Origin of the sequence: Paracoccus cavernae (genome assembly GCF_042430175.1) — a bacterium.
Lineage (GTDB): Bacteria > Pseudomonadota > Alphaproteobacteria > Rhodobacterales > Rhodobacteraceae > Paracoccus > Paracoccus cavernae.
In genome coordinates this window covers 359,348-379,703 of record NZ_JBHMDZ010000049.1, presented here as the reverse complement: position 1 = coordinate 379,703, position 20,356 = coordinate 359,348, and the positions used below count along the sequence as shown (strand labels likewise).

Here is a 20,356-nt window from a genome sequence, read left to right as displayed (position 1 = left end):
GCGAAGCGCCGAATAATCCATGCTTCCCGTTTTGAAGCGAAGGCCGTGATGCGCAATATTCCGACCGACCTGCTGCGCAGCTTTGTCACCATTATCGACCTCAAGGGCTATCGCCGCGCCGGAGACCAGCTCGGCCGGACCCAACCCGCCATGAGCCTGCAGATGAAGCGCCTGCAAGAACTGCTCGGCGTCACGCTCTTCGCGCGCGGCAGCAGTCTGGAGCTGAGCGAGCAGGGACGCATCGTCGCCGATCACGCCCGCCGCATCCTCGCCCAAAACGATGCGATGCTGGCCGCGCTGAACCAGCGTCAAAGTCTCGGCACGCTGAAACTCGGCATTCCCAATGATTACGCCGACCACTTCCTGCCCCGCCTGATGCCGCAGCTGGCGAAGAAAGAGCCGCAGATGACCTTTGATGTCGTCTGCCATCTCTCGCATCTGCTGTTCAAAGGGCTCGAGGACGACCAATACGACCTCATCGTCGCCCTGACCCCCAAAGGCGGCAGCGCCAAGGCATTCCGCCATTGGCCCGAGCCCTTGGCCTGGGTCGGCGCGCGCGGACACGAGGATCACTGGCCCGCGAGCGACAACAGGGCAACCAATTCAGGCGAAACCGCAGCGGGCGCGGCTGCCGATGGCGCGCCGGTCCGCATCGTCTGCTATCCGCAGGGCTGCCTCTACCGTCAAAGCATGATCGCGGCGCTGGATGGTGCAGGCCGCGCGCACGAGCTGGTCTATACCAGCCCCAGCCTCGCCGGTCTTCAAGCCGCGGTCAGCACCGGCTTCGGCGTCACGGTACTGTCGCGCCGCATCGTGCCCAAAGAGCTGGCGGCGCTGGACGATCCCGCCATGCCCGCGCTCGAGGATGCCGAGATCGGGGTCTATATCCACCCCAAGCACAAGAATTCGCCGGTGGTGCGCGCGCTGGCGCAAAGCTTCGCCGCGCTTTTCTCGGAAGGCGAAGCGGCGCGCTAAGGAGACCGCGCCGCAACCCTCGTTCAGCAAGCCGTCATTCGGGAACCTGCTGGCCCACAATCATCGTGCCGGCCTCGCCGTTCTTGTCCTTGCGCTTGCCTTTGCGTTTGACGGCTTCTTCGCCGATCAACAGCTTGGCGACCTCTTCGGCCAATTGACCCAGCAGCTCGCGCTCGCCCTCGTCGAGCTGGCGCGGCTCGGGGTCGAGCAGGCAAAAGGCACCGAGCGCGCGCCCCTCGCCGTCCAGAAGCGGCGCGCCCGCGTAAAGGCGCTGATGCCAGCGCTTGAGCGCGGGGTGATCGGCGAAATCGGGATCGCGTTCGGTATCGGGCACGACATCGACGCCATCAAGTGCGATCACCGGCCCCGAGAAGCTGCGGTCGGGCAGCTGATCTGCCGCGCCCTCCTCCGCCGGATCGCGGATGAAGGGGTTGTCCTCGTCATCGTCGTCATAGCCCGGAAGATCCCTGCTGCGCGCGATCAGACGTTCGCGACCGGAATCGACGGCGGCAATCAGGGCGTATTTCACGTCGAAGACATCGGCGGCACGTTTGACCACCGCCTCGAGTTCCTCGCGCACATCGTCACTTGCAAGCGCGGCGATGGCTTGGGGCGCAAAGGGCGAGAGCCCCTTGGGTCCGTCGCCGCCTTTCGCGCCCAGCGAAAGCGATTGCGCCACGGTGCGCCCGATCGCGCCGATCTTGCCCTTGGGTGCGGCGTCGTCATTCGCCTCCGCATCGCTTGCGGCTTGCGGCAAAGGCGGGACGAGACGCGCGATGCGGCCGACCGCTTCCTCGATCGAGGTCACGACTTCGTCCGCGCCCATCTCGCCGACCTTTTGCGCGGTCAAGAGTGCTGCGGGCGCGTTCCACAGGGCGAGGATGATCTTGATCTGGGGCCAGCGCTGGCGCAGGCGGCGGCAAAAGCGGCGCGCGGCCTGCTCGGGATCATCGCTGAAATAGCTCAGGCAAACGACGTCGATCCCCGCGAGATCGAGCCGCTCGAGCCCGCGCGCCGACAGGCTCCCCCCCTCGCGATGCGACATCGACGGATAGCCTTCGAGCGCGAGCGCATGGCCCAGCATGACGCAGGCCGTGGCATCGATCTCCCATTTGCCGCCGATACAGGCGATCCTTGCCCGACCGTTGCGCGCGGCCTCCTCGACGGCTTTGGCGGGGAAGTCCTCCTGCAACTCCTCGAGCAGGGTCTCCATGCCGTTGGCGACACGAAGCCGATGCTCGGGACCGGCGTTGAGGTGGTAATCCTCGCTGGTGCGGCGCAGCACGGCAATGCCGGTGTCGTTATAGAATTCCGCGACCGAGCTTGCGGCAATCGCCTCGCTCGCGATCTCTATCGCCTCCTCGGGATCATCCGCGATCAGGCGCTGATAGATGCGCGTCGGCAGATCCAGCACCGGCTCGGATCCCAGCAGGATCTCGAGGAATTGGAGCTGTCGCAGATTGCGCCCGATCACCAGCAGGCAGACCGTCAGAGGCGTCGAGAGGATCAGTCCGACCGGCCCCCAAAGCGCGGTCCAAAAGGTCGCCGCCGCGATCAGGGCGATGGCCGAAAGGCCGGTGCTGGTGCCGTAAAGCATCGGCTCGATGACATTGCCGCTGATGGCCTCGAGGCCGACGACCAGAACCAGCGTCCAGATCACCATGTTCCAGCCCGGATCGACCGCAAAGGCGAGGCTGAGCGGGAACAGCGCCGAAAGCATCGGCCCGACATAGGGGATGAAGCGCATGAAGGCGGCAAGCGTCGCCCATAAAAGCGCTCCCGGCACCCCGATCAGCCACAGGCCAAGCCCCATCGGGATCGCATAGATGATGTTCACGAGAATCTGCATCAGCAGATATTTCGAGATCCGCCGCCCCGCCTCTTCCAGTGCATCGGTCGAGCGGTGGAGGTTGCCGCCCATCAGCCGGATCAGCCGGTCGCGCAGATCGCCGCGATCAAGCAGCACGAGGAAAACGAAAACGAGAACGATACCGGTCGTCGCCAGCGGCGCCATTGCCGGCGTCAGCCATTCCTGCGCCGTTTGGAAAGGAGAAACCGGCGGCGGCACGACCTCGACCTTCTGGGCCGCGTCCTCGCCTTGGCCGTGAACTGCCGCATCGACCTCTTTTTGGACGGTATCGACCGTTTCGAGCGCCCCATCCAGAATGCCCGGTCCTTTCATCTGGCTCGCGAGATCCGAAATCTTGGCGCGGATCGTCGTCTGGTAGGTCGGAAGCTCGGCCGAGATCGTGCGCACCTGCGAGGTCACCAAAAGCGCCAGCCCCGCGATGAAGACGCCCACCGTGAGCATGACCACGCAAACCGAGAGGACACGCGACAGGCCCCGCCGCGTCAGCCAGTTGACCAAAGGCGACATCGCGAAACTGATCAGGAAAGAGATCGCGAGCGGGATCAGCACATCCTGCCCGACATAAAGCCCGCCGATCAGGATCGCGGCAACGATCAGCCACGACGCAAGCCGGATGATCTCGCCGCCGTCGCCTTCCGAAAGGGCCACGATCTGCGGCCCTGCTGTCCCGTTGAGGACGGTCTCTTCGCGTGATGCGTTCTGCGGCTGGTTTGGCGCCATATCGATGACTTCCTGCTCTGATCGGGTCGCATGGCCCCGCGTCGGGTGAACACTTTTGTCTCAATTCCCTAGAGCCGTGTTTGTTCCCTGCCCAACGGCCTTGCGCAGACTGGCGACGGACCTGCCGCGCGTGGGCCGCCGTTAGGCGCAAATCACGGCAAATGAAAGAAAATGCGGCATCAAAGGTCATGAAAGCGCGCAGCCCCCTTTCTTTGCTGCGGTCTTTGCGCGAAAACCGGAGCCAATGCGCGACAGCCGTCAAGCGCCACAAATCAGAACACCGCCGGGGAGAGAGACCATGACCACCACCAACCGCCAAAAGCCGGGCCTCGGCCTTGGTCTGACCACGGCGTTGATCGCGGGGCTTGCCGTTGCCGCGCCCGCCTTTGCCGATCCCGTGAAGGTCGGCATGATCACCACGCTTTCGGGCGGCGGTGCGGGGCTTGGCATCGACACGCGCGACGGTTTCCAGCTGGCGCTGAAACAGGCGGGCGACAAGGCCAAGGACATCGAGCTGCTGATCGAGGACGACCAGCAGAAACCCGATGTCGCGGTCCAGATCGCCGACAAGATGATCCAGTCGGACAATGTCGACGTGCTGACCGGCATCGTCTGGTCGAACCTCGCGATGGCGGTGGTTCCGGCTGCGGTCCAGCAGGGCAAGTTCTACCTCTCGACCAATGCCGCGCCCTCGGCGCTGGCAGGCAAGGGCTGCAATCCGAACTACTTCTCGGTCTCCTACCAGAACGACAACCTGCACGAGGCGGCAGGTGCCTATGCCAATGACGCGGGCTTCAAGAAGGTCTTCATCATGGCGCCGAACTATCCGGCGGGCAAAGACAGCCTCGCGGGCTTCAAGCGCTTCTACAAAGGCGAGATCGCTTCCGAGGTCTATACGCAGGTCGGCCAGACCGATTACGCCGCCGAGATCGCCCAGATCCGCGCAGCCGGTGCCGATGCGGTCTTCTTCTTCCTGCCGGGCGGCATGGGGATCGCCTTCATGAAGCAATATGCGGGCTCGGGCGTCGAAACGCCGGTAATCGGTCCGGCATTCTCCTTCAGCCAGGACGTTCTTCCGGCCGTGGGCGAGGCGGCGCTTGGCGTCAAGAACACCTCGAACTGGTCCAAGGATATCGACAACGAGGCCAACAAGACCTTCGTCGAGGCGTTCAATGCGGAATACGGCCGCCTGCCCTCGATCTATGCGGCCTACGGCTACGATACCGCGAACCTGCTGACCTCGGCGCTGGAAAAGGCCCAGCCCTCGGATACCGACGGCTTCCGCGCTGCACTGAAGGCGGCCGATTTCGCCTCGGTGCGCGGCAAGTTCAGCTTCGGCCCGAACAACCATCCCGTTCAGGACCTCTACGTCCGCGAGGTCGTTTCCGAGGACGGCACGCTCACCAACAAGATCGTTGCCACCGCCATGACCGATCACGGCGATGCCTATGCGGCCGAATGCAAGATGTAAGCAGGCGGCGCGGCTTGGCCCGTCTGCGCATCGCGCATCACGGCCCGTCCGCGCCATCCGCCCGATCGTCACGCCCTTTGTCGGGGCGTGACGCCTGCCTTGCCCCAAACCCCGTGATCGCCCCCATTACCGCCCACGGCGCGACCCTCGTGCCGACCGACCGGAGACTTCAGTTTTGACCTTGCTCATCGAGCAGGCCCTCAACGGGCTGCAATACGGGATGATGCTTTTCGTCATGGCGGCGGGGCTGACGCTGATTTTCGGCGTGATGGGGCTGATCAATCTGGCGCATGGCTCGCTTTACATGATCGGCGCTTTCGCCTGCGCGGCGGTTGCGGCGGCGACCGGATCCTATTGGCTCGGCCTCGCGGCCAGCCTCATTGCCGCGGCTTTCATCGGCGCGTTGGTCGAACGGCTGGTGATCCGGCGGCTCTACGGTCGCGACCACCTAGACCAAGTGCTCGCGACCTTCGCGCTGATCCTGATCTTTTCCGAGGGCACGCGCTGGCTGTTCGGCTCCTTCCCGCTCTATCTCTCGCTGCCGCCCGCGCTTTCGGGCGCGGTTTCGCTGCCGGGCGGGGTGACCTATCCGCTCTTCCGGCTCGTCATTATCGCGATCGGAGCGGCAATCGCGATCGGGCTTTGGCTCCTGATCACCCGCACCCGCCTCGGCATCCGTATCCGAGCAGGCGAAGCGGACCGCGAGATGATCTCGGCGCTCGGGGTCGATATCGGCGCGCTTTATACCGCCGTTTTCGCGCTTGGCGCAGCACTGGCCGCAGTGGCGGGCGCACTGGTCGGCACGCTTCAATCGGTGCAGGTCGGCATGGGCGAGCCGGTGCTGATCCTTGCTTTCGTGACCGTGGTCATCGGGGGCATCGGCTCGATCAAAGGGGCCTTTATCGGAGCGCTTCTGGTCGGCATGACCGACACGCTCGGCAAGGCGCTTCTGCCGATGCTTCTGGCGCCGCTGATCGGCGCGAATGCCGGTCCGGTCGGGGCGGCGCTCGCCTCGGTGCTGATCTATGTACTGATGGCGCTGGTCCTCATCATCCGCCCGCAGGGCCTTTACGGAGCCAAGGCCTGATGCAGCTGAGCCGCGAAACCACCCTCGATCTCGCGATTTTCGCGCTTTTGGTCGCAACCGCCCTTGGCGCCGCGCTGGCGGGGCAAAGCTTTACCGTCACGCTGGCAACCAAAGTCGCGATCCTCGGCCTCGCCGGTGTCGGGCTCAATCTGGTGCTGGGCTACGGCGGGCTTGTCTCCTTCGGCCATGCCGCGTTTTTCGGGATCGGCGGCTATGTCACCGCGATCCTCGCGAGCCATGCCGCCAATTACGAGCCGCTCGCCTTCGGCTTTGAAGGCACGACGCAGATGCTGGCAATCTGGCCCATGGCGATCATCGCGGCAGGGCTTGCCGGTCTTGTGATCGGCGCGCTGTCTTTGCGCACGAGCGGCGTCTATTTCATCATGGTCACCCTCGCCTTCGCGCAGATGCTTTACTATCTCGCGATCAGCTGGCCCGCTTACGGCGGCGAGGACGGGCTGAGCTTTTACACGCGCAACAGCTTTCCCGGCCTGAACACCTTCGATCCGCTGCAATATTTCGCGATTTGCGCAACGCTTCTGGCGGTTGTGCTGCTTTTATGCGCCTGCCTGACGCGGTCGCGTTTCGGCCTCGCGCTCGCCGCCGCGCGCCAAAGCCCCGCCCGTACCGAGGCGACCGGCATCCGTCCCTATCCGGTCCGCCTGACCGCCTTCGTAATCTCTGCAATGATTTGCGGGCTGGCGGGCGCGCTTTACGCCGATCTCAACCGCTTCATGAGCCCCGCCGCGATGTCGTGGCATATGTCGGGCGAAATCATGGTCTTCGTCATCCTCGGCGGCACCGGCCGGCTTGCCGGACCGATCATCGGCGCGGCGGTCTATATCCTGCTCGAGCAGCTTCTTGGGCCTGTGTCGCAATATTGGCTCGGGCTATTGGGTCTGCTGCTGTTGCTGATCGTGATCTTCGCTCCGGGCGGGATCACCGGCCTGATCCTGCGGGAGAAACGCCATGGTTGAGCCGGTCCTCGCATTGCGGAACCTGCGCAAGAGCTTCGGCGCGCTTGCAGCAACCAATGATGTTTCCCTGACCTTGCTCCCGGGCGAGATCCACGCGCTGATCGGGCCGAACGGTGCGGGGAAATCGACCCTGATCAAGCAGATCACCGGCGAGATCCGCCCTGACAGCGGCGCGGTCGCCTTCATGGGTCGCGCGATCGACGGGCTCGATGTCGCGGCGCGGGCACGGCTCGGGCTTGCGCGCAGCTTTCAGGTTTCTGCTGTCATTCCCGATTTCACGGTGCGCCAGAATGTGATGCTGGCGCTGATGGGTGCTTCTGGGCGGGTCTTCCGCTTTTTCCGCCCCGCCCTTTCCGATCACTCCCTGACCGGCCCCGCGCAGGACCATATCGCCGCTGCCGGACTGGCGGATCGGGCCGGTGTCAAAGCCGCCGAACTGTCCCATGGCGAGCGCCGAAAGCTCGAGATCGCCATGGCTCTGGCCCTCTCTCCCAAGGTCTTCCTGCTGGACGAGCCGATGGCCGGCATGGGGCTGGAGGGTGCCGCGCAGCTGACGGAGCTTTTGTCAAATCTTCGCCGCAAAGCCCCGATTTTATTGGTCGAACATGATATGGATGCGGTCTTCGCTTTGGCCGACCGCATCTCGGTTCTGGTCTATGGCCGCATTATCGCGACCGGCACCGTCGCCGAAATCCGCGCCCATCCCGAGGTCCAGCGATCTTATCTGGGAGACGAGGCATGAGCCTGCTTTCGCTGCGCAATGTTACAGCCGCCTATGGTCAGGCCGCGGTTCTGCACGGGGTCAGCTTCGATCTGGCCGAGGGCGAGGTTCTGGCCCTGATGGGCCGCAACGGCATGGGCAAATCCACGACGATCAAAACGGTGATGCAGCTTCTGCGCGCCGGCAGCGGCGAAATCCGCTTTGACGGCGCGGACCTGACCCGCCTCGCACCACATCAGGCCGCGCGCTGCGGGCTGGGCCTCGTCCCCGAGGGTCGGCGCGTCTTTGCGCCGCTCAATGTCGAGGAAAACCTCATGGTCGCCGCGCGCCCCGGCGCTTGGGACCGTGCCCGCGTCATCGCGCTGTTTCCGCGATTGGGCGAGCGCCTCGGCCAACGCGCGGGCACGCTTTCTGGCGGCGAGCAGCAGATGCTCGCGATCGGGCGCGCGCTGATGACCAATCCGCGCCTTCTGATCCTCGACGAGGCGACCGAGGGCCTCGCCCCTGTCGTGCGGCAGGAAATCTGGGCCGGCATCCGCGCGCTCAAGGCCGAGGGCCTCTCGATCCTCGTGGTCGACAAATCGCTCAAAGAGCTGGCTTCGGTCGCAGATCGCGCCGTCATCCTCGAACGCGGTCGCTCTGTCTGGCAAGGCGGCATGGGGGAAATCACCCCCGACATCGCGCGCAACTGGCTGGGCGTCTGAGCGCCGAGCGCACGGCAACCCCCTTCAGACCGCCCAGCAGATAGCTGCGGATTTCGCTAAGGTCTTTCCCGATTTCCAAAGGATATCGCGCCGCCAGCGGCGTGTATGCGCATATGATAAACAACTTCATATATCGAATATAATATATTGTTATTACTTGAGCACTTTAGAGATCCTAAACCTCTCTTCAGACGTAAGCCCTCTGCCACTCGCCGTCGCTCCTTGCCACCAAAACATCATTGACCGTCCGGTCGGTTGACCATAGCGTCGCCGGAATCGCCCGCGCAGGAGGACGCCCGGGTGTGATTGCCGAATGCCTACCGGAGGATTGAAGTTGCGCGTTCACAAACCCATTGCCGCTTTGTTGCTTTCAGCCGCGCTCGCACCGTTTCTCGCGAGCCCCAGCCTTGCCCAATCGCAGGTCGAGATCATCCGCGATGACTGGGGCGTGCCCCATGTCTATGCCGACGACGTCTTCGGCCTTTACGCGGGCTTCGGCTATGCCGTCGCCGAGGACCGGCTGTTCCAGATGGAAATGTCGAAACATTCGGTTCTGGGCACCGTATCCTCGGTTCTGGGGATCGAGCATCTGCCCTATGACCTGCGCACCCGCGCCGATTTCGATCACGCCGATATCCGCGCCCAGATCGAGGCCCTGCCGGCCGAAGACCGCGCCATTCTGCGCGGCTATGCGGCGGGCTACAACAGGCGCGTGGCCGAGGTTCTGGCCGATCGCGACACGCTTTTGCCCAAACAGTTCACCGATTTCGGGATCGAGCCGAGCACATGGACCGAATTCGACGTGGCGATGATCTATGTGGGCACGATGGCGGGCCGTTTCTCGCATTATTCGACCGAGCTAGATAATGCCAAAGTCTTGGCAAAGCTCGAAAAAGATCACGGAAAAGAGAAAGCGGCCGAGCTGTTCAACCAGATGTTCTGGCTCGAGGACCCGCTTGCCCCGACCACCGTCCCCGAAGGCGGCCAGTACCAGATCAAGGCCGAGGCACCCGCCGCGCTCGACGCCAGCCGCTTTGCCGCTTTGCTTGGCCGCGATGACGTGCCGGGCGGCGATGACGCGATGCCGCGCGCCTCGAACCTGTGGATCCTCGGTCCCGAAAAGACCACCGACGGCAGCACGATCCTGCTGAACGGGCCGCAGTTCGGCAATTACAACCCCTCCTATGTCTTCTCGATCGGCCTGCATGGCGCGGGCTTCGATCTGACCGGCTCGACGCCTTTCGCGGTGCCGAACGTGCTCTTCGGGACCAACGGACAGATTGCTTGGGGCGCGACCGCCGGCCCGCTTGACGTCAATGATTTCTTCCAGCTGGCGCTCAACCCCGAAAACCCCGCGCAATACAAAAAGGACGGCGCCTGGGTCGACATGAAGCCGCGCCTCGAGACCTTCAAGGTCAAGGGTCAGGGCGATGTCTCCGCGACGGTTTATGAAAGCGATTACGGCGTGGTCAGCCTGATCGATCCGGAAAGCCACACCGCCTATGCCTTCAACCGCAGCTGGAAGGGTCGCGAGATCCAGACGCTGATCGCTTGGGTCAATTCGACCAAGGCGCAGAATTACACCGACTGGCTGGCGCAGGCCGAAAATGTCGCGACCACGATCAACTGGTATTACGCCGACAAGGACGGCAATATCGGCTATGTCTCGCCGGGTTATCTGCCCTTGCGCAATACGGCGCAGGACCAGCGCATTCCCGCGATCGCCGACGGCTCGCAGGATTGGCGGCAGGGCCGCCGCCCCTTCGCCGAGATGCCCAAGACATACAATCCCGAACGGGGCTGGATCGCCAACTGGAACAACCGCTCGACCCATGGCGAGATCGGCAATTTCGAGGCCAATCCCTGGGGCGCGGCAGACCGTGTCGACGAGATCATGGCGCGCATCACCGCCAAGGACAAGCTGACCCCTGCCGAGGTCTGGGACATCAACAAGGAAATCAGCTTCCTCGACATCAACGCCCGCGCGCTGCTGCCCTTCCTGCTCGATGCCGCCACGACCCTGCCCGCAGACGACCCGCGCCAGCCCCTTGTCGCCGAGCTTGCCGCGTGGGACGGGCAGATGATCCGCGCCGAGGACGGCCGCGCCACCGCTCCGGCGGTCGCGATCTTCCAGAGCTGGGTCGAGACCATGGTTGCCGATGTGCTGATGGACGACAATCCGGGCTTTGCGCCGGTGGTGACGCGCAACCGCGTCTCGCGCCCCGCGCAGGTGCTGCGCAACGCGCTTCTGGGCGATCAGGCGGGCGTGCCCCAGACCCATGATTTCTTCAACGGCGCCGACAAGACCGAGGTCATGCTGGCCGCCCTGTCCAAAACCGCAGAGGCGCTGAGCGCGAGCTACGGCAGCGACAATCCCGCCGATTGGCGTCAGGAGCTTGCCCAGCATGTCTTCGAGACCGACAACTATCTCGGGATCCCGCAGGCAGGCGAGGACGAGGTGCTTTCGATCGGCACGGCAATGAACCGCGGCACGCAGAGCGATCTCATCACCTTCAAGGACGGCAAGGTCTCGGTCTGCATCTCGGCCCCTCCGGGTCAAAGCGGCTTCATCAGCCCTTCGGGCGAGAAATCGCCGCATTATCAGGACCAGCTGTCGCTCTACGAGGCCTTTGAATGCCGCCCGCAGGCGCTTGCCCGCGAGGATCTGGACAAAGTCGCGAAGGACCGCACCAGCTTTACCATCGAGTAAAACGGGACCGGAGCCTGCGACAAGGATCGGGGGCAGCCTGCAACGGGCTGCCCCTTTTCCGTCGCCTGTCGCACCGCCCGCCGCACGGGCCGCGCGGTCCTTTGGCGGTTTGACAAGCGCGCGCAGCCTGCTACCCATTCGGACCTGCCCCAATCCGGACCAAAGCGGCGCGGCGCCCACCTGCCCCGTCCTCCCCGAACGAAACGACACGCATGACCACCGAGCCATTTCTCGCCCCGCTTCTTTCGGACCTGCCGCTGCGGGCGACCTCGTTCATCGTGACGGTTTACGGCGATGTCGTTGTGCCGCGCGGCGAGGTCTTGTGGATGGGCAATCTGATTGCGGTCTGCGCCCATGTCGGCATCAGCGAATCGCTGGTGCGTACGGCGGTCTCGCGTCTGGTGCAGGCCGGACGCCTCGCGGGCGAACGGATCGGACGGCGCAGCTATTACCGGTTGGCGCCGACCGCGCGGGCCGAATTCGCGCAGGTCGCCAAACTGCTCTACCATCCGCCCGCAGAAGCTTCGGGCTGGCTGGTCCTCCATGCACCCGAGCTTGCCGAAGATGTCATCCGCCGCCGCCATCTCGGCCGGCTCGAGGGCAATGTGCTGATCGCGCCCGATCACGGCCAGACCCCGCCGGAGGTCGCGCTGACCCTTCACGCGGGCCTTGGCCGCGATGACGCCAAGCTCGCCGCCTGCTGGGATCTCGCGCCTTTGAACGCGGGATATGCCGATTTGATCGGGCGCTTTGCCCCGCTCGAACAGGCGCTCGGATCCGGCGCCCCGCTCGCGCCCGATGCGGCGCTGATCGCGCGGCTTTTGCTGGTCGATCTCTACCGCAGCACGCTCTTGCGTGACCCCCGCCTGCCCGCCTCGGCCCTGCCCGCCGATTGGTGCGGCCACGAAGCCCATGCGCTTTTCGCGCGGCTTTACCTGCTGCTTTCGGAACCGGCCGAGCTCCATATCGCGCGCAATCTCGAGGGCGAAACCGGATATCTGCCGCGAACAAGCGCGATTTCGGAAGCCCGCCTGGCGGCCCTCGCTTAAGCCGCCCAGTATAGACCACTGATTTAACGTGTATTTTCGGTGCAGTCCGTTCGCGCCACCGCAGACATTACACTCAATGCCAATTTTATCTTTGCGATGTAATGTTTCGATGCTATAACCGACCAATCGGTTGACGAATTGGAGAGTCGTCCGCCGCCAGCCAAAGACCAGCGAGAGACACGAGGGAGCACGGGCCTGATGGATGCCTTTATCTGCGACGCGGTACGCACACCGATCGGCCGTTACGGCGGGGCCCTGTCCTCGATCCGCGCCGATGATCTGGCCGCTTTGCCCCTGAAAGCCCTGATCGAGCGCAACCCGAACGTCGACTGGACGGCGGTTGACGATCTGATTTACGGCTGCGCCAATCAGGCCGGAGAAGACAACCGCAACGTCGGCCGCATGGCGGCTTTGCTTGCGGGTATGCCGATCGACGTGCCGGCGACCACGGTGAACCGGCTTTGCGGCTCGGGGATGGATGCGATCGGCATGGCAGCGCGGGCGATCAAGGCGGGCGATTGCGATCTGGTGATTGCGGGCGGCGTGGAATCGATGTCGCGCGCTCCCTTTGTCATGCCAAAGGCCGAAACCGCATTTTCGCGCAATAATGCGGTTTACGACACCACCATCGGCTGGCGTTTCGTCAATCCCGCGATGAAGGCGGCATTCGGCGTCGATACGATGCCCCAGACCGCCGACAACGTCGCCGCCGATTTCAACATCTCGCGCGAAGATCAGGACGCATTCGCGCTCCGCAGTCAGGCCCGTTGGGCGGCAGCCAATGCGGCGGGCGTCTTTAAAGACGAGATCATCCCCGTTTCCGTCCCGCGCAAAAAGCAGGAGCCGATGGTCGTCGATACGGACGAGCATCCCCGCCCCGAGACGACGGCGGCGCAGCTTGCCAAGCTCAGGGTCGTGAACGGCCCCGATCTGACGGTGACGGCGGGCAATGCCTCGGGCGTGAACGACGGTGCGGCTGCGCTGGTCATCGCCTCGGCCGAGGCCGCCAAGACCCATGGCCTGACCCCCAAGGCCCGCATCGTCGCCATGGCGGCCGCAGGCGTCGAGCCGCGCGTCATGGGTATCGGCCCCGCGCCGGCAGTGCGCAAGGTTCTTGCCAAAACGGGCCTCACGCTGGCCGATATGGATGTGATAGAATTGAACGAGGCCTTCGCGGCGCAGGCTCTGGCCGTGCTGCGCGATCTCGGTCTGCCGGATGATGCGCCGCAGGTGAACCCCAACGGCGGGGCCATCGCGATCGGCCATCCGCTCGGCATGTCGGGCGCGCGTCTCGTGACCACGGCCATGTACCAGCTGCACCGCACCGGCGGCCGCTATGCGCTGTGCACCATGTGCATCGGCGTCGGTCAGGGCATCGCGCTGATCATCGAACGCGTTTGAGTTAGGGAGTTTCGCAAGCCATGTATGCACAGCTCGTCAAGACCGAGGACGCCAAAACCGCCGCCGAGATGACCCCCGAGGAGCGCGCCTTTCAGGAGCGCATCGACCGCAACGAAAAGATCGAGCCCAAGGAGTGGATGCCGGACGGCTACCGCAAGACGCTGATCCGCCAGATGGGCCAGCACGCCCATTCCGAGATCGTGGGCCAGCTTCCCGAGGGTAACTGGATCACCCGCGCCCCCACGCTGGAGCGCAAGGCGATCCTGCTTGCCAAAGTGCAGGACGAGGCCGGCCACGGGCTTTACCTGTACTCGGCCGCCGAAACGCTGGGTGTCTCGCGCGACGAGCTGCTGGAGGCCCTGCATTCGGGGAAGATGAAATATTCCTCGATCTTCAACTATCCGACGCTGACCTGGGCCGATATGGGCGCGGTCGGCTGGCTGGTCGATGGCGCGGCGATCATGAACCAGGTGCCGCTTCAGCGCACCTCTTACGGCCCATACAGCCGCGCGATGGTCCGGATCTGCAAGGAAGAAAGCTTCCACCAGCGTCAGGGCTACGACATCATGATGAAGATGTGCGCGGGCACGCCCGAGCAGAAAGCCATGGCTCAGGATGCGCTCAACCGCTTCTGGTATCCGTCGCTCATGATGTTCGGCCCTTCGGACAAGGATTCCGTCCATTCGGCCCAGTCGATGGCGTGGAAGATCAAAATGAACACCAATGACGAATTGCGTCAGAAGTTCGTCGACCAGACCGTGCCGCAAGCCAAATTCCTCGGCCTGACCGTGCCGGACGAGAACCTTGTCTGGAACGAGGAAAAGGGCGGCCATGATTTCTCTGAGCCGGACTGGAACGAATTCTTCGCCGTCATCGCCGGCAACGGCCCGTGCAATGCCGAGCGTCTTCAGGCGCGCGTCGATGCCTGGGACAATGGCGCTTGGTTCCGCGAAGGGCTGATGGCCCATGCCGAAAAGGCCGCGGCCCGCCGCGCGCCTGTGGCTGCCGAGTAACGACACCGACCTCCGGCGGGCGCGCGACGCCCGCCCCTCTCACCCCCTGCCAGAAATCCCCAAGCTTAGGGAGGAACCCTCATGTCCAAAGAATGGCCCCTCTGGGAAGTCTTCATCCGCGGCCAGCACGGCCTGAACCACCGCCACGTCGGCAGCCTGCACGCGCCCGATGCCGAAATGGCGATCCGCAACGCCCGTGACGTCTATACCCGCCGCAACGAGGGCGTGTCGATCTGGGTGGTGAAGTCGAACGACATCTCGGCCTCCGCGCCCTCGGACAAAGGCCCGCTGTTCGAGCCCTCGAACGACAAGGTCTACCGTCACCCGACCTTCTTCACGATCCCCGACGAAGTGGGGCATATGTGATGGAGGCGAGTGCTCAAGCTGTTGATCGGGCCGCCTTTTTCGAATGGCTGTGCCGGACGGGCGACAATACGCTGATCCTCGGGCACCGCGTTTCGGAATGGTGCGGCCATGCGCCCGCGCTGGAAGAGGACATCGCGATCTCGAACACCGCGCTCGATCTGATCGGCCAGACCCAGCTTTGGCTGGAATATGCTGCCGAGATCGAGGGCGAGGGCCGCAACGCCGACAATCTCGCCTTCCTGCGCGACGCCGGTGCCTTCCGCAACGTCCTGCTGGTCGAGCGTCCGAACGGCGATTTCGGCCTGACGCTGATGCGCCAGTTCCTGTTCGACGCCTATCACATGGAGCTGCTCCGCGCCCTGCAATCCTCGACCGATACCCGCGTGGCCGAGATTGCGGCGAAAGCCTCGAAAGAGGTGGCCTACCACCTCGAACGCTCGGCCGATCTGGTGGTGCGTCTGGGCGACGGCTCGCCCGAAAGCCATGCGCGGATGCAGAAATCGCTGAACGCGCTTTGGGCCTACAGCGGCGAGATGTTCATGGACGATGCCGTCGATCAGGCTATGGCCGATGCGGGCATCGCGCCCCTGCCGAGCAGCCTGAAAACCGGATGGGAGGCGACGCTGCGCCATGTCTTCGACGAAGCGACCCTGACCATCCCCGAGGCAAGCTGGCAGCACAAAGGCGGCAAGACCGGCGTTCACACCGAACATCTGGGCTTCCTTCTGGCCGAGATGCAGTTCCTCCAGCGCGCCTATCCGGGCGCCAGCTGGTAAAACGGGGGCAGCCCATGGACAGCCAAAGCCACAAGATGCTTCCCGATCTCGATCAGGTCTGGCAATGGCTGGCCGAGGTCCCCGATCCCGAAATTCCGGTCATCACCCTGACCGATCTCGGCATCATCCGCGATGTGCGTCTCGAAGACGATACGCTCGTCGTCGCGGTCACGCCCACCTATTCGGGCTGTCCCGCGACCTCGATCATCAACCTCGATATCGAGACGGCCCTGCGCGCGCGCGGCATCGAAAAGCTGCGCCTCGAGCGGCGGCTTTCCCCGCCCTGGACCAGCGATTGGCTGAGCGCCGAGGGCCGCGAGAAGCTGCGTGCCTACGGGATCGCGCCGCCCGTCGACGGCACGGCTGCCGACGGGGTGATCGCGGGCCGGATCGCGCGGCTGACGGGATCGGGCAATCTCGTGATCGCCTGCCCGTTCTGCGGATCGAACCACACAGAGCGGCTCAGCCAATTCGGCTCGACGCCCTGCAAGGCAAGCTACCGCTGCAAGGACTGCCTCGAGCCCTTCGACTATTTCAAATGCATCTGAGGATGCGCCCGAACCGACAGGAATGATACCCCAATGGCACGCTTCCATTCCCTGAAAGTCACCGAAGTCCGCCGCGAGACCCGCGATGCCGTCGTGGTGACGCTGGCGCCGCGTGACGAAGACCGCGCGCTTTTCGACTTTACCCAAGGCCAGTATCTGACGCTGCGCCGCGCCTTCGACGGCGAAGAACTCCGCCGCTCCTATTCGATCTGCGCAGGCAAGGATGACGGCATTCTGCAGGTCGGCATCAAACGCGTCGACGGCGGCGCTTTTTCGACCTGGGCCAATGAGAACCTCCAGCCCGGCGACGAGATCGAAGCCATGCCGCCGATGGGCAAGTTCTTTACGGCAATCGAACCCGAAGCCGCGAAAGCCTATCTCGGCTTTGCCGGTGGTTCGGGGATCACGCCGGTCCTGTCGATCATCAAGACGGTGCTTGCGCGCGAACCCGAAGCGACCTTCACGCTGGTCTACGCCAACCGCCAGATCAGCTCGATCATGTTCCGCGAGGATCTCGAGGATCTCAAAAACACCTATCTCGGGCGTTTCTCGGTCATCCATATCCTTGATAGCGAGGCGCAGGACATCGACCTCTTCACCGGCCGGATCGACGCGGAAAAGATGAAAGCTTTGTTCGCCAACTGGATCGACCCGACCGCGATCACCACCAGCTTCATCTGCGGCCCCGAGCCGATGATGCTCGCCATCGCGCAATCCTTGCGCGACCACGGTCTCAAGGACGAGCAGATCAAATTCGAGCTTTTCGCCTCGAGCCAGCCGGGCCGCGCCAAGGCCCGCGCCGTCTCGCAAAATGCAGCGACCGCAGGCGAGGCGATCGAGGCCACGGTGACGCTGGACGGCTCGACCCGCAGCTTCTCCATGCCGCGCAACGGCGAGAGCATCCTTGATGCCGCGATCGCCAACAACATCGACGCGCCCTATTCGTGCAAGGCCGGCGTTTGCTCGACCTGCCGCTGCAAGGTCATCGAGGGCGAGGTCGAAATGGCGGTGAACCACGCGCTTGAAGATTACGAAGTCCGTGCGGGCTATGTCCTGAGCTGTCAGGCCATCCCGCTCTCGAACAAGGTTGTCGTGAGCTACGACGAATAAGGGGTGTTGCGATGTCCGGTACGATGAATATCGAAGACTACCTTGCCCAAGGCGGCGTGCTGTCCTCGCCCGATAACGCCCCCGCGCGTTACCGTGGCGAGCTGATGCGGATGATGTCCTCTTTCGTGGATAGCGAGCTTGCCGGTTCGGCGGGTTTCGCCGATGCGATCAACTTCGCCCCCGCGATCAAGGAGCGTATCGCCGCCAGCCGCATCACGCTGGAGAAAGCCGACCACGCCGAGCGTGTTCTGGCGATCATGGGCGATTTCGGCACCGATACCGCGCGTTATCAGGCGATGCATGACTGGTCGGCACGTCTGCCGCGCGAGGCCGCCCATAATGCCGAACGCATCGGGTCGGACATGCGGCTCTCGGTCTTTCACTATCCGCTGGAAGGCTGGACCGATGCGGTCGTGATGAACGTGCTGATGGGGCTTGCGAGCGGCGTGCAGCTGGCGGAACTGTCGCGCGTTTCCTACGGCCCGCTGGCCGAAGTGTTTCGCGGGGTCGCCCCGCGCGAGGCGCGCCATGCCGAATTGGGTCGCGAGGGTCTGGAAAAGATCACCGCCACCCCCGAGGGCCGCGCCGAGGCGATGGCCTCGATCGCCTATTGGCAGCCGCGCGTTGCCGCAAGCTTCGGCGCGCCCGCATCGGCGCGCTACGAGACGCAGGCCCGTTTCGGGCTGCGCCACACCCCCAATGCCGCCATGCGGGCCGATTGGGAAAAGCAGGTCGCCGCGGTGCTTGCCGCGCTGGATCTGAACTGAAAGGACAAGACATGAACGCCCCTCTCAAGGCGCGCCGCCGGCTCGAAAGCTATGTTCTGGGCCAATGGACCTCCGGTGCGAAAGACGGTCAGGTCCTGCGCGATGCCGGCACCGGCGAGGCCATCGCCACCATCGATTCCTCGGGGATCGATTTCGCCGAAGTGCTGAATTACGGCCGTTCGGTCGCGGGCAGGAAGCTGCGCGCCATGTCCTTCCATGAGCGCGCGGGCATGCTCAAGGCGCTCGGCCTCAAGCTGATGGAGCAGAAGGAAGACTTCTACGCCGAAAGCCTGCGCACCGGCGCGACGCGGCCCGACGGCTGGGTCGATATCGAGGGCGGCATCGGCACCATGCTGACCTTTGCGTCCAAAGGCCGCCGCGAATTGCCCAACACCCGCGTGCTGACCGAAGGCCCCGTCGAGGTGCTTTCGCGCGACAACACCTTCTCGGCCCAGCATATCCTGTCGCCGCTTCAGGGCGTCGCGGTCCATATCAACGCCTATAACTTCCCGATCTGGGGGATGCTGGAAAAGATCGCGCCGACGCTTCTGGCGGGCGTGCCCTGTATCGTCAAACCGGCCAGCCAGACCGCCTATCTGACCGAACTCATGGTGCGCCGCATCATCGCGACGGGCATTCTGCCCGAAGGCGCGCTGCAGCTGGTTTCGGGCTCGGTCGGCGATATGCTGAGCCATGTCTGCGAGCAGGATGTCGTGACCTTCACCGGCTCGGCCACCACCGGCCGCATGCTCAAAACCCTGCCGGCCATCGTCAACAATTCGGTGCGTTTCAATATGGAGGCCGACAGTCTGAACGCCTCGATCCTCGGCACAGATGCGGTGGCGGGCACGCCGGAATTCGATCTGTTCGTCAAGGAAGTCGCGCGCGAGATGACCTCGAAAGCGGGGCAGAAATGCACCGCGATCCGCCGCGTTTTCGCGCCGCGTGGCCAGATCGACGCGCTTGTCGCGGCTTTGGGCGAGCGTCTGGGCAAGACCGCCGTGGGCCTGCCGGGCGACGAGGCGACGCGCATGGGCGCGCTGGCCTCCTTCGATCAGCGTGACGAGGTTCGCGCCCGCATCAAGGATCTGCAGGCCGATGCCGAGATCGTCTCGGGCGACCCCGACAATGCGCGCCTGACCTCGGGCAATGCCGAAAGCGGCGCTTTCATGAACCCCGTTCTACTCTACTGCGACAAGCCCTTTGCCGCGCGCGCGGTCCACGAGGTCGAGGCTTTCGGCCCCGTCTCGACGGTCATGCCCTACGACACGCTCGACGAGGCGATCGAGCTGGCCAATATGGGCAAAGGCTCGCTGGCCGCATCGGTCTTCACCAATGACGGCGAGGTCGCGCAGGAAGTGGTCTTGGGTATCGCGCCCTATCACGGCCGCGTTTTGATCGGAAACCGCGCCTCGGCCAAGACCTCGACGGGTCACGGCTCTCCGCTGGCCGGTCTGGTCCACGGCGGTCCCGGTCGCGCGGGTGGCGGCGAGGAAATGGGCGGCATTCGCGGCGTCACCCATTACATGCAGCGCACCGCCGTCCAAGGCGCGCCGAACATGCTCTCGGCCGTCACCGGCCGCTGGATCGAGGGCGCGGATGCCCGTCAAGGCACGCATCCCTTCCGCAAATCTTTGGCCGAACTGCGCATCGGCGACCAGCTTGTGACCGCAAGCCGCGTGGTCACCTTGGAAGATGTCGAGCATTTCGCCGAATTCACCGGCGATACGTTTTACGCCCATATGGACAGCGAGGCCGCGAAAGCGAACCCGTTCTTCGACGAGCGCGTGGCGCATGGCTATTTGATCGCAAGCTTCGCGGCGGGTCTTTTCGTCGAGCCGAACCCCGGTCCGGTTCTGGCCAATTACGGCGTCGACAATCTGCGCTTCCTGACGCCGGTCTATTTCGGCGACAGCCTTCAGGTGCGGCTGACCTGCAAGGAAATCAATCCGCGCGCCAATGCCGAACATGGCGAGGTGCGTTGGGATTGTCAGGTCACCAACCAGAAGTCCGAGGTCGTCGCGCAATATGACGTGCTGACCATGGTGGCCAAGGAATGGCCGCTCAAAGACTGATCACCACCGATCGGTG

17 protein-coding genes are annotated in these 20,356 nt (G+C 64.2%); 16 read left to right on the top strand and 1 reads right to left on the bottom strand.

The genetic code is table 11. From position 1 onward, the window contains the following. Nucleotides 1–48 precede the first annotated feature (48 nt). Nucleotides 49–975, top strand: coding sequence for a LysR family transcriptional regulator (locus tag ACFFUC_RS19625; RefSeq protein WP_377688616.1), 927 nt, complete (start codon nucleotides 49–51; stop codon nucleotides 973–975). A gap of 34 nt (nucleotides 976–1,009) precedes the next feature. On the opposite strand, the gene ACFFUC_RS19620 is transcribed toward ACFFUC_RS19625, so the two are convergent. Beyond that, nucleotides 1,010–3,565, bottom strand: a complete 2,556-nt coding sequence (locus tag ACFFUC_RS19620; RefSeq protein ID WP_377688615.1) for an AI-2E family transporter — start codon at nucleotides 3,563–3,565, stop codon at nucleotides 1,010–1,012. Between the two features lie 298 nt (nucleotides 3,566–3,863). Here ACFFUC_RS19620 and ACFFUC_RS19615 point away from each other — a divergent pair, with 298 nt between their 5' ends. The 15 genes from ACFFUC_RS19615 (at nucleotide 3,864) to paaZ (ending at nucleotide 20,340) form a co-directional block, all read left to right on the top strand. Beyond that, complete coding sequence (locus tag ACFFUC_RS19615; RefSeq protein WP_377688614.1) at nucleotides 3,864–5,036, top strand: ABC transporter substrate-binding protein; 1,173 nt, start codon at nucleotides 3,864–3,866, stop codon at nucleotides 5,034–5,036. A gap of 175 nt (nucleotides 5,037–5,211) precedes the next feature. Next, nucleotides 5,212–6,123 (top strand): branched-chain amino acid ABC transporter permease, encoded by a 912-nt coding sequence (locus tag ACFFUC_RS19610; RefSeq protein ID WP_377688613.1) that lies wholly within the window; start codon nucleotides 5,212–5,214, stop codon nucleotides 6,121–6,123. Continuing rightward, complete coding sequence (locus tag ACFFUC_RS19605) at nucleotides 6,123–7,100, top strand: branched-chain amino acid ABC transporter permease (protein WP_377688612.1); 978 nt, start codon at nucleotides 6,123–6,125, stop codon at nucleotides 7,098–7,100. The genes ACFFUC_RS19610 and ACFFUC_RS19605 overlap by 1 nt, the downstream gene beginning before the upstream one ends. Continuing rightward, a complete protein-coding gene (locus ACFFUC_RS19600; protein ID WP_377688611.1) occupies nucleotides 7,093–7,842 on the top strand; it encodes an ABC transporter ATP-binding protein in 750 nt (249 codons plus the stop codon). The genes ACFFUC_RS19605 and ACFFUC_RS19600 overlap by 8 nt, the downstream gene beginning before the upstream one ends. Beyond that, nucleotides 7,839–8,525, top strand: coding sequence for an ABC transporter ATP-binding protein (locus tag ACFFUC_RS19595; protein WP_377688610.1), 687 nt, complete (start codon nucleotides 7,839–7,841; stop codon nucleotides 8,523–8,525). Before ACFFUC_RS19600 ends, ACFFUC_RS19595 begins: the two co-directional genes overlap by 4 nt. Before the next feature lie 334 nt (nucleotides 8,526–8,859). Then, entirely contained in the window at nucleotides 8,860–11,235 is a 2,376-nt protein-coding gene (locus ACFFUC_RS19590) for a penicillin acylase family protein (protein ID WP_377688609.1), read from the top strand. Between the two features lie 212 nt (nucleotides 11,236–11,447). Beyond that, a complete protein-coding gene (locus tag ACFFUC_RS19585) occupies nucleotides 11,448–12,284 on the top strand; it encodes a PaaX family transcriptional regulator C-terminal domain-containing protein (RefSeq protein ID WP_377688608.1) in 837 nt (278 codons plus the stop codon). Nucleotides 12,285–12,482: 198 nt separating this feature from the next. Beyond that, complete coding sequence (gene pcaF, locus ACFFUC_RS19580; RefSeq protein WP_377688607.1) at nucleotides 12,483–13,685, top strand: 3-oxoadipyl-CoA thiolase; 1,203 nt, start codon at nucleotides 12,483–12,485, stop codon at nucleotides 13,683–13,685. 20 nt (nucleotides 13,686–13,705) lie between these two features. After that, nucleotides 13,706–14,698 (top strand): 1,2-phenylacetyl-CoA epoxidase subunit PaaA, encoded by a 993-nt coding sequence (gene paaA, locus ACFFUC_RS19575; RefSeq protein WP_377688606.1) that lies wholly within the window; start codon nucleotides 13,706–13,708, stop codon nucleotides 14,696–14,698. Between the two features lie 81 nt (nucleotides 14,699–14,779). After that, complete coding sequence (paaB, locus tag ACFFUC_RS19570) at nucleotides 14,780–15,064, top strand: 1,2-phenylacetyl-CoA epoxidase subunit PaaB (protein WP_377688605.1); 285 nt, start codon at nucleotides 14,780–14,782, stop codon at nucleotides 15,062–15,064. After that, the gene (paaC, locus tag ACFFUC_RS19565; protein ID WP_377688604.1) at nucleotides 15,064–15,840 is read left to right on the top strand and encodes a 1,2-phenylacetyl-CoA epoxidase subunit PaaC; all 777 of its coding nucleotides are present in this window, start codon (nucleotides 15,064–15,066) and stop codon (nucleotides 15,838–15,840) included. The genes paaB and paaC overlap by 1 nt, the downstream gene beginning before the upstream one ends. A 14-nt stretch (nucleotides 15,841–15,854) precedes the next feature. Beyond that, nucleotides 15,855–16,388, top strand: a complete 534-nt coding sequence (gene paaD / locus ACFFUC_RS19560) for a 1,2-phenylacetyl-CoA epoxidase subunit PaaD (protein WP_377688603.1) — start codon at nucleotides 15,855–15,857, stop codon at nucleotides 16,386–16,388. 33 nt (nucleotides 16,389–16,421) lie between these two features. Beyond that, nucleotides 16,422–17,498, top strand: coding sequence for a 1,2-phenylacetyl-CoA epoxidase subunit PaaE (gene paaE / locus ACFFUC_RS19555; RefSeq protein ID WP_377688602.1), 1,077 nt, complete (start codon nucleotides 16,422–16,424; stop codon nucleotides 17,496–17,498). 11 nt (nucleotides 17,499–17,509) lie between these two features. Continuing rightward, nucleotides 17,510–18,265, top strand: coding sequence for a Phenylacetic acid catabolic protein (locus tag ACFFUC_RS19550; protein ID WP_377688601.1), 756 nt, complete (start codon nucleotides 17,510–17,512; stop codon nucleotides 18,263–18,265). A gap of 11 nt (nucleotides 18,266–18,276) precedes the next feature. Further along, a complete protein-coding gene (gene paaZ / locus ACFFUC_RS19545; protein WP_377688600.1) occupies nucleotides 18,277–20,340 on the top strand; it encodes a phenylacetic acid degradation bifunctional protein PaaZ in 2,064 nt (687 codons plus the stop codon). The last annotated feature ends 16 nt before the right edge of the window (nucleotides 20,341–20,356 follow it).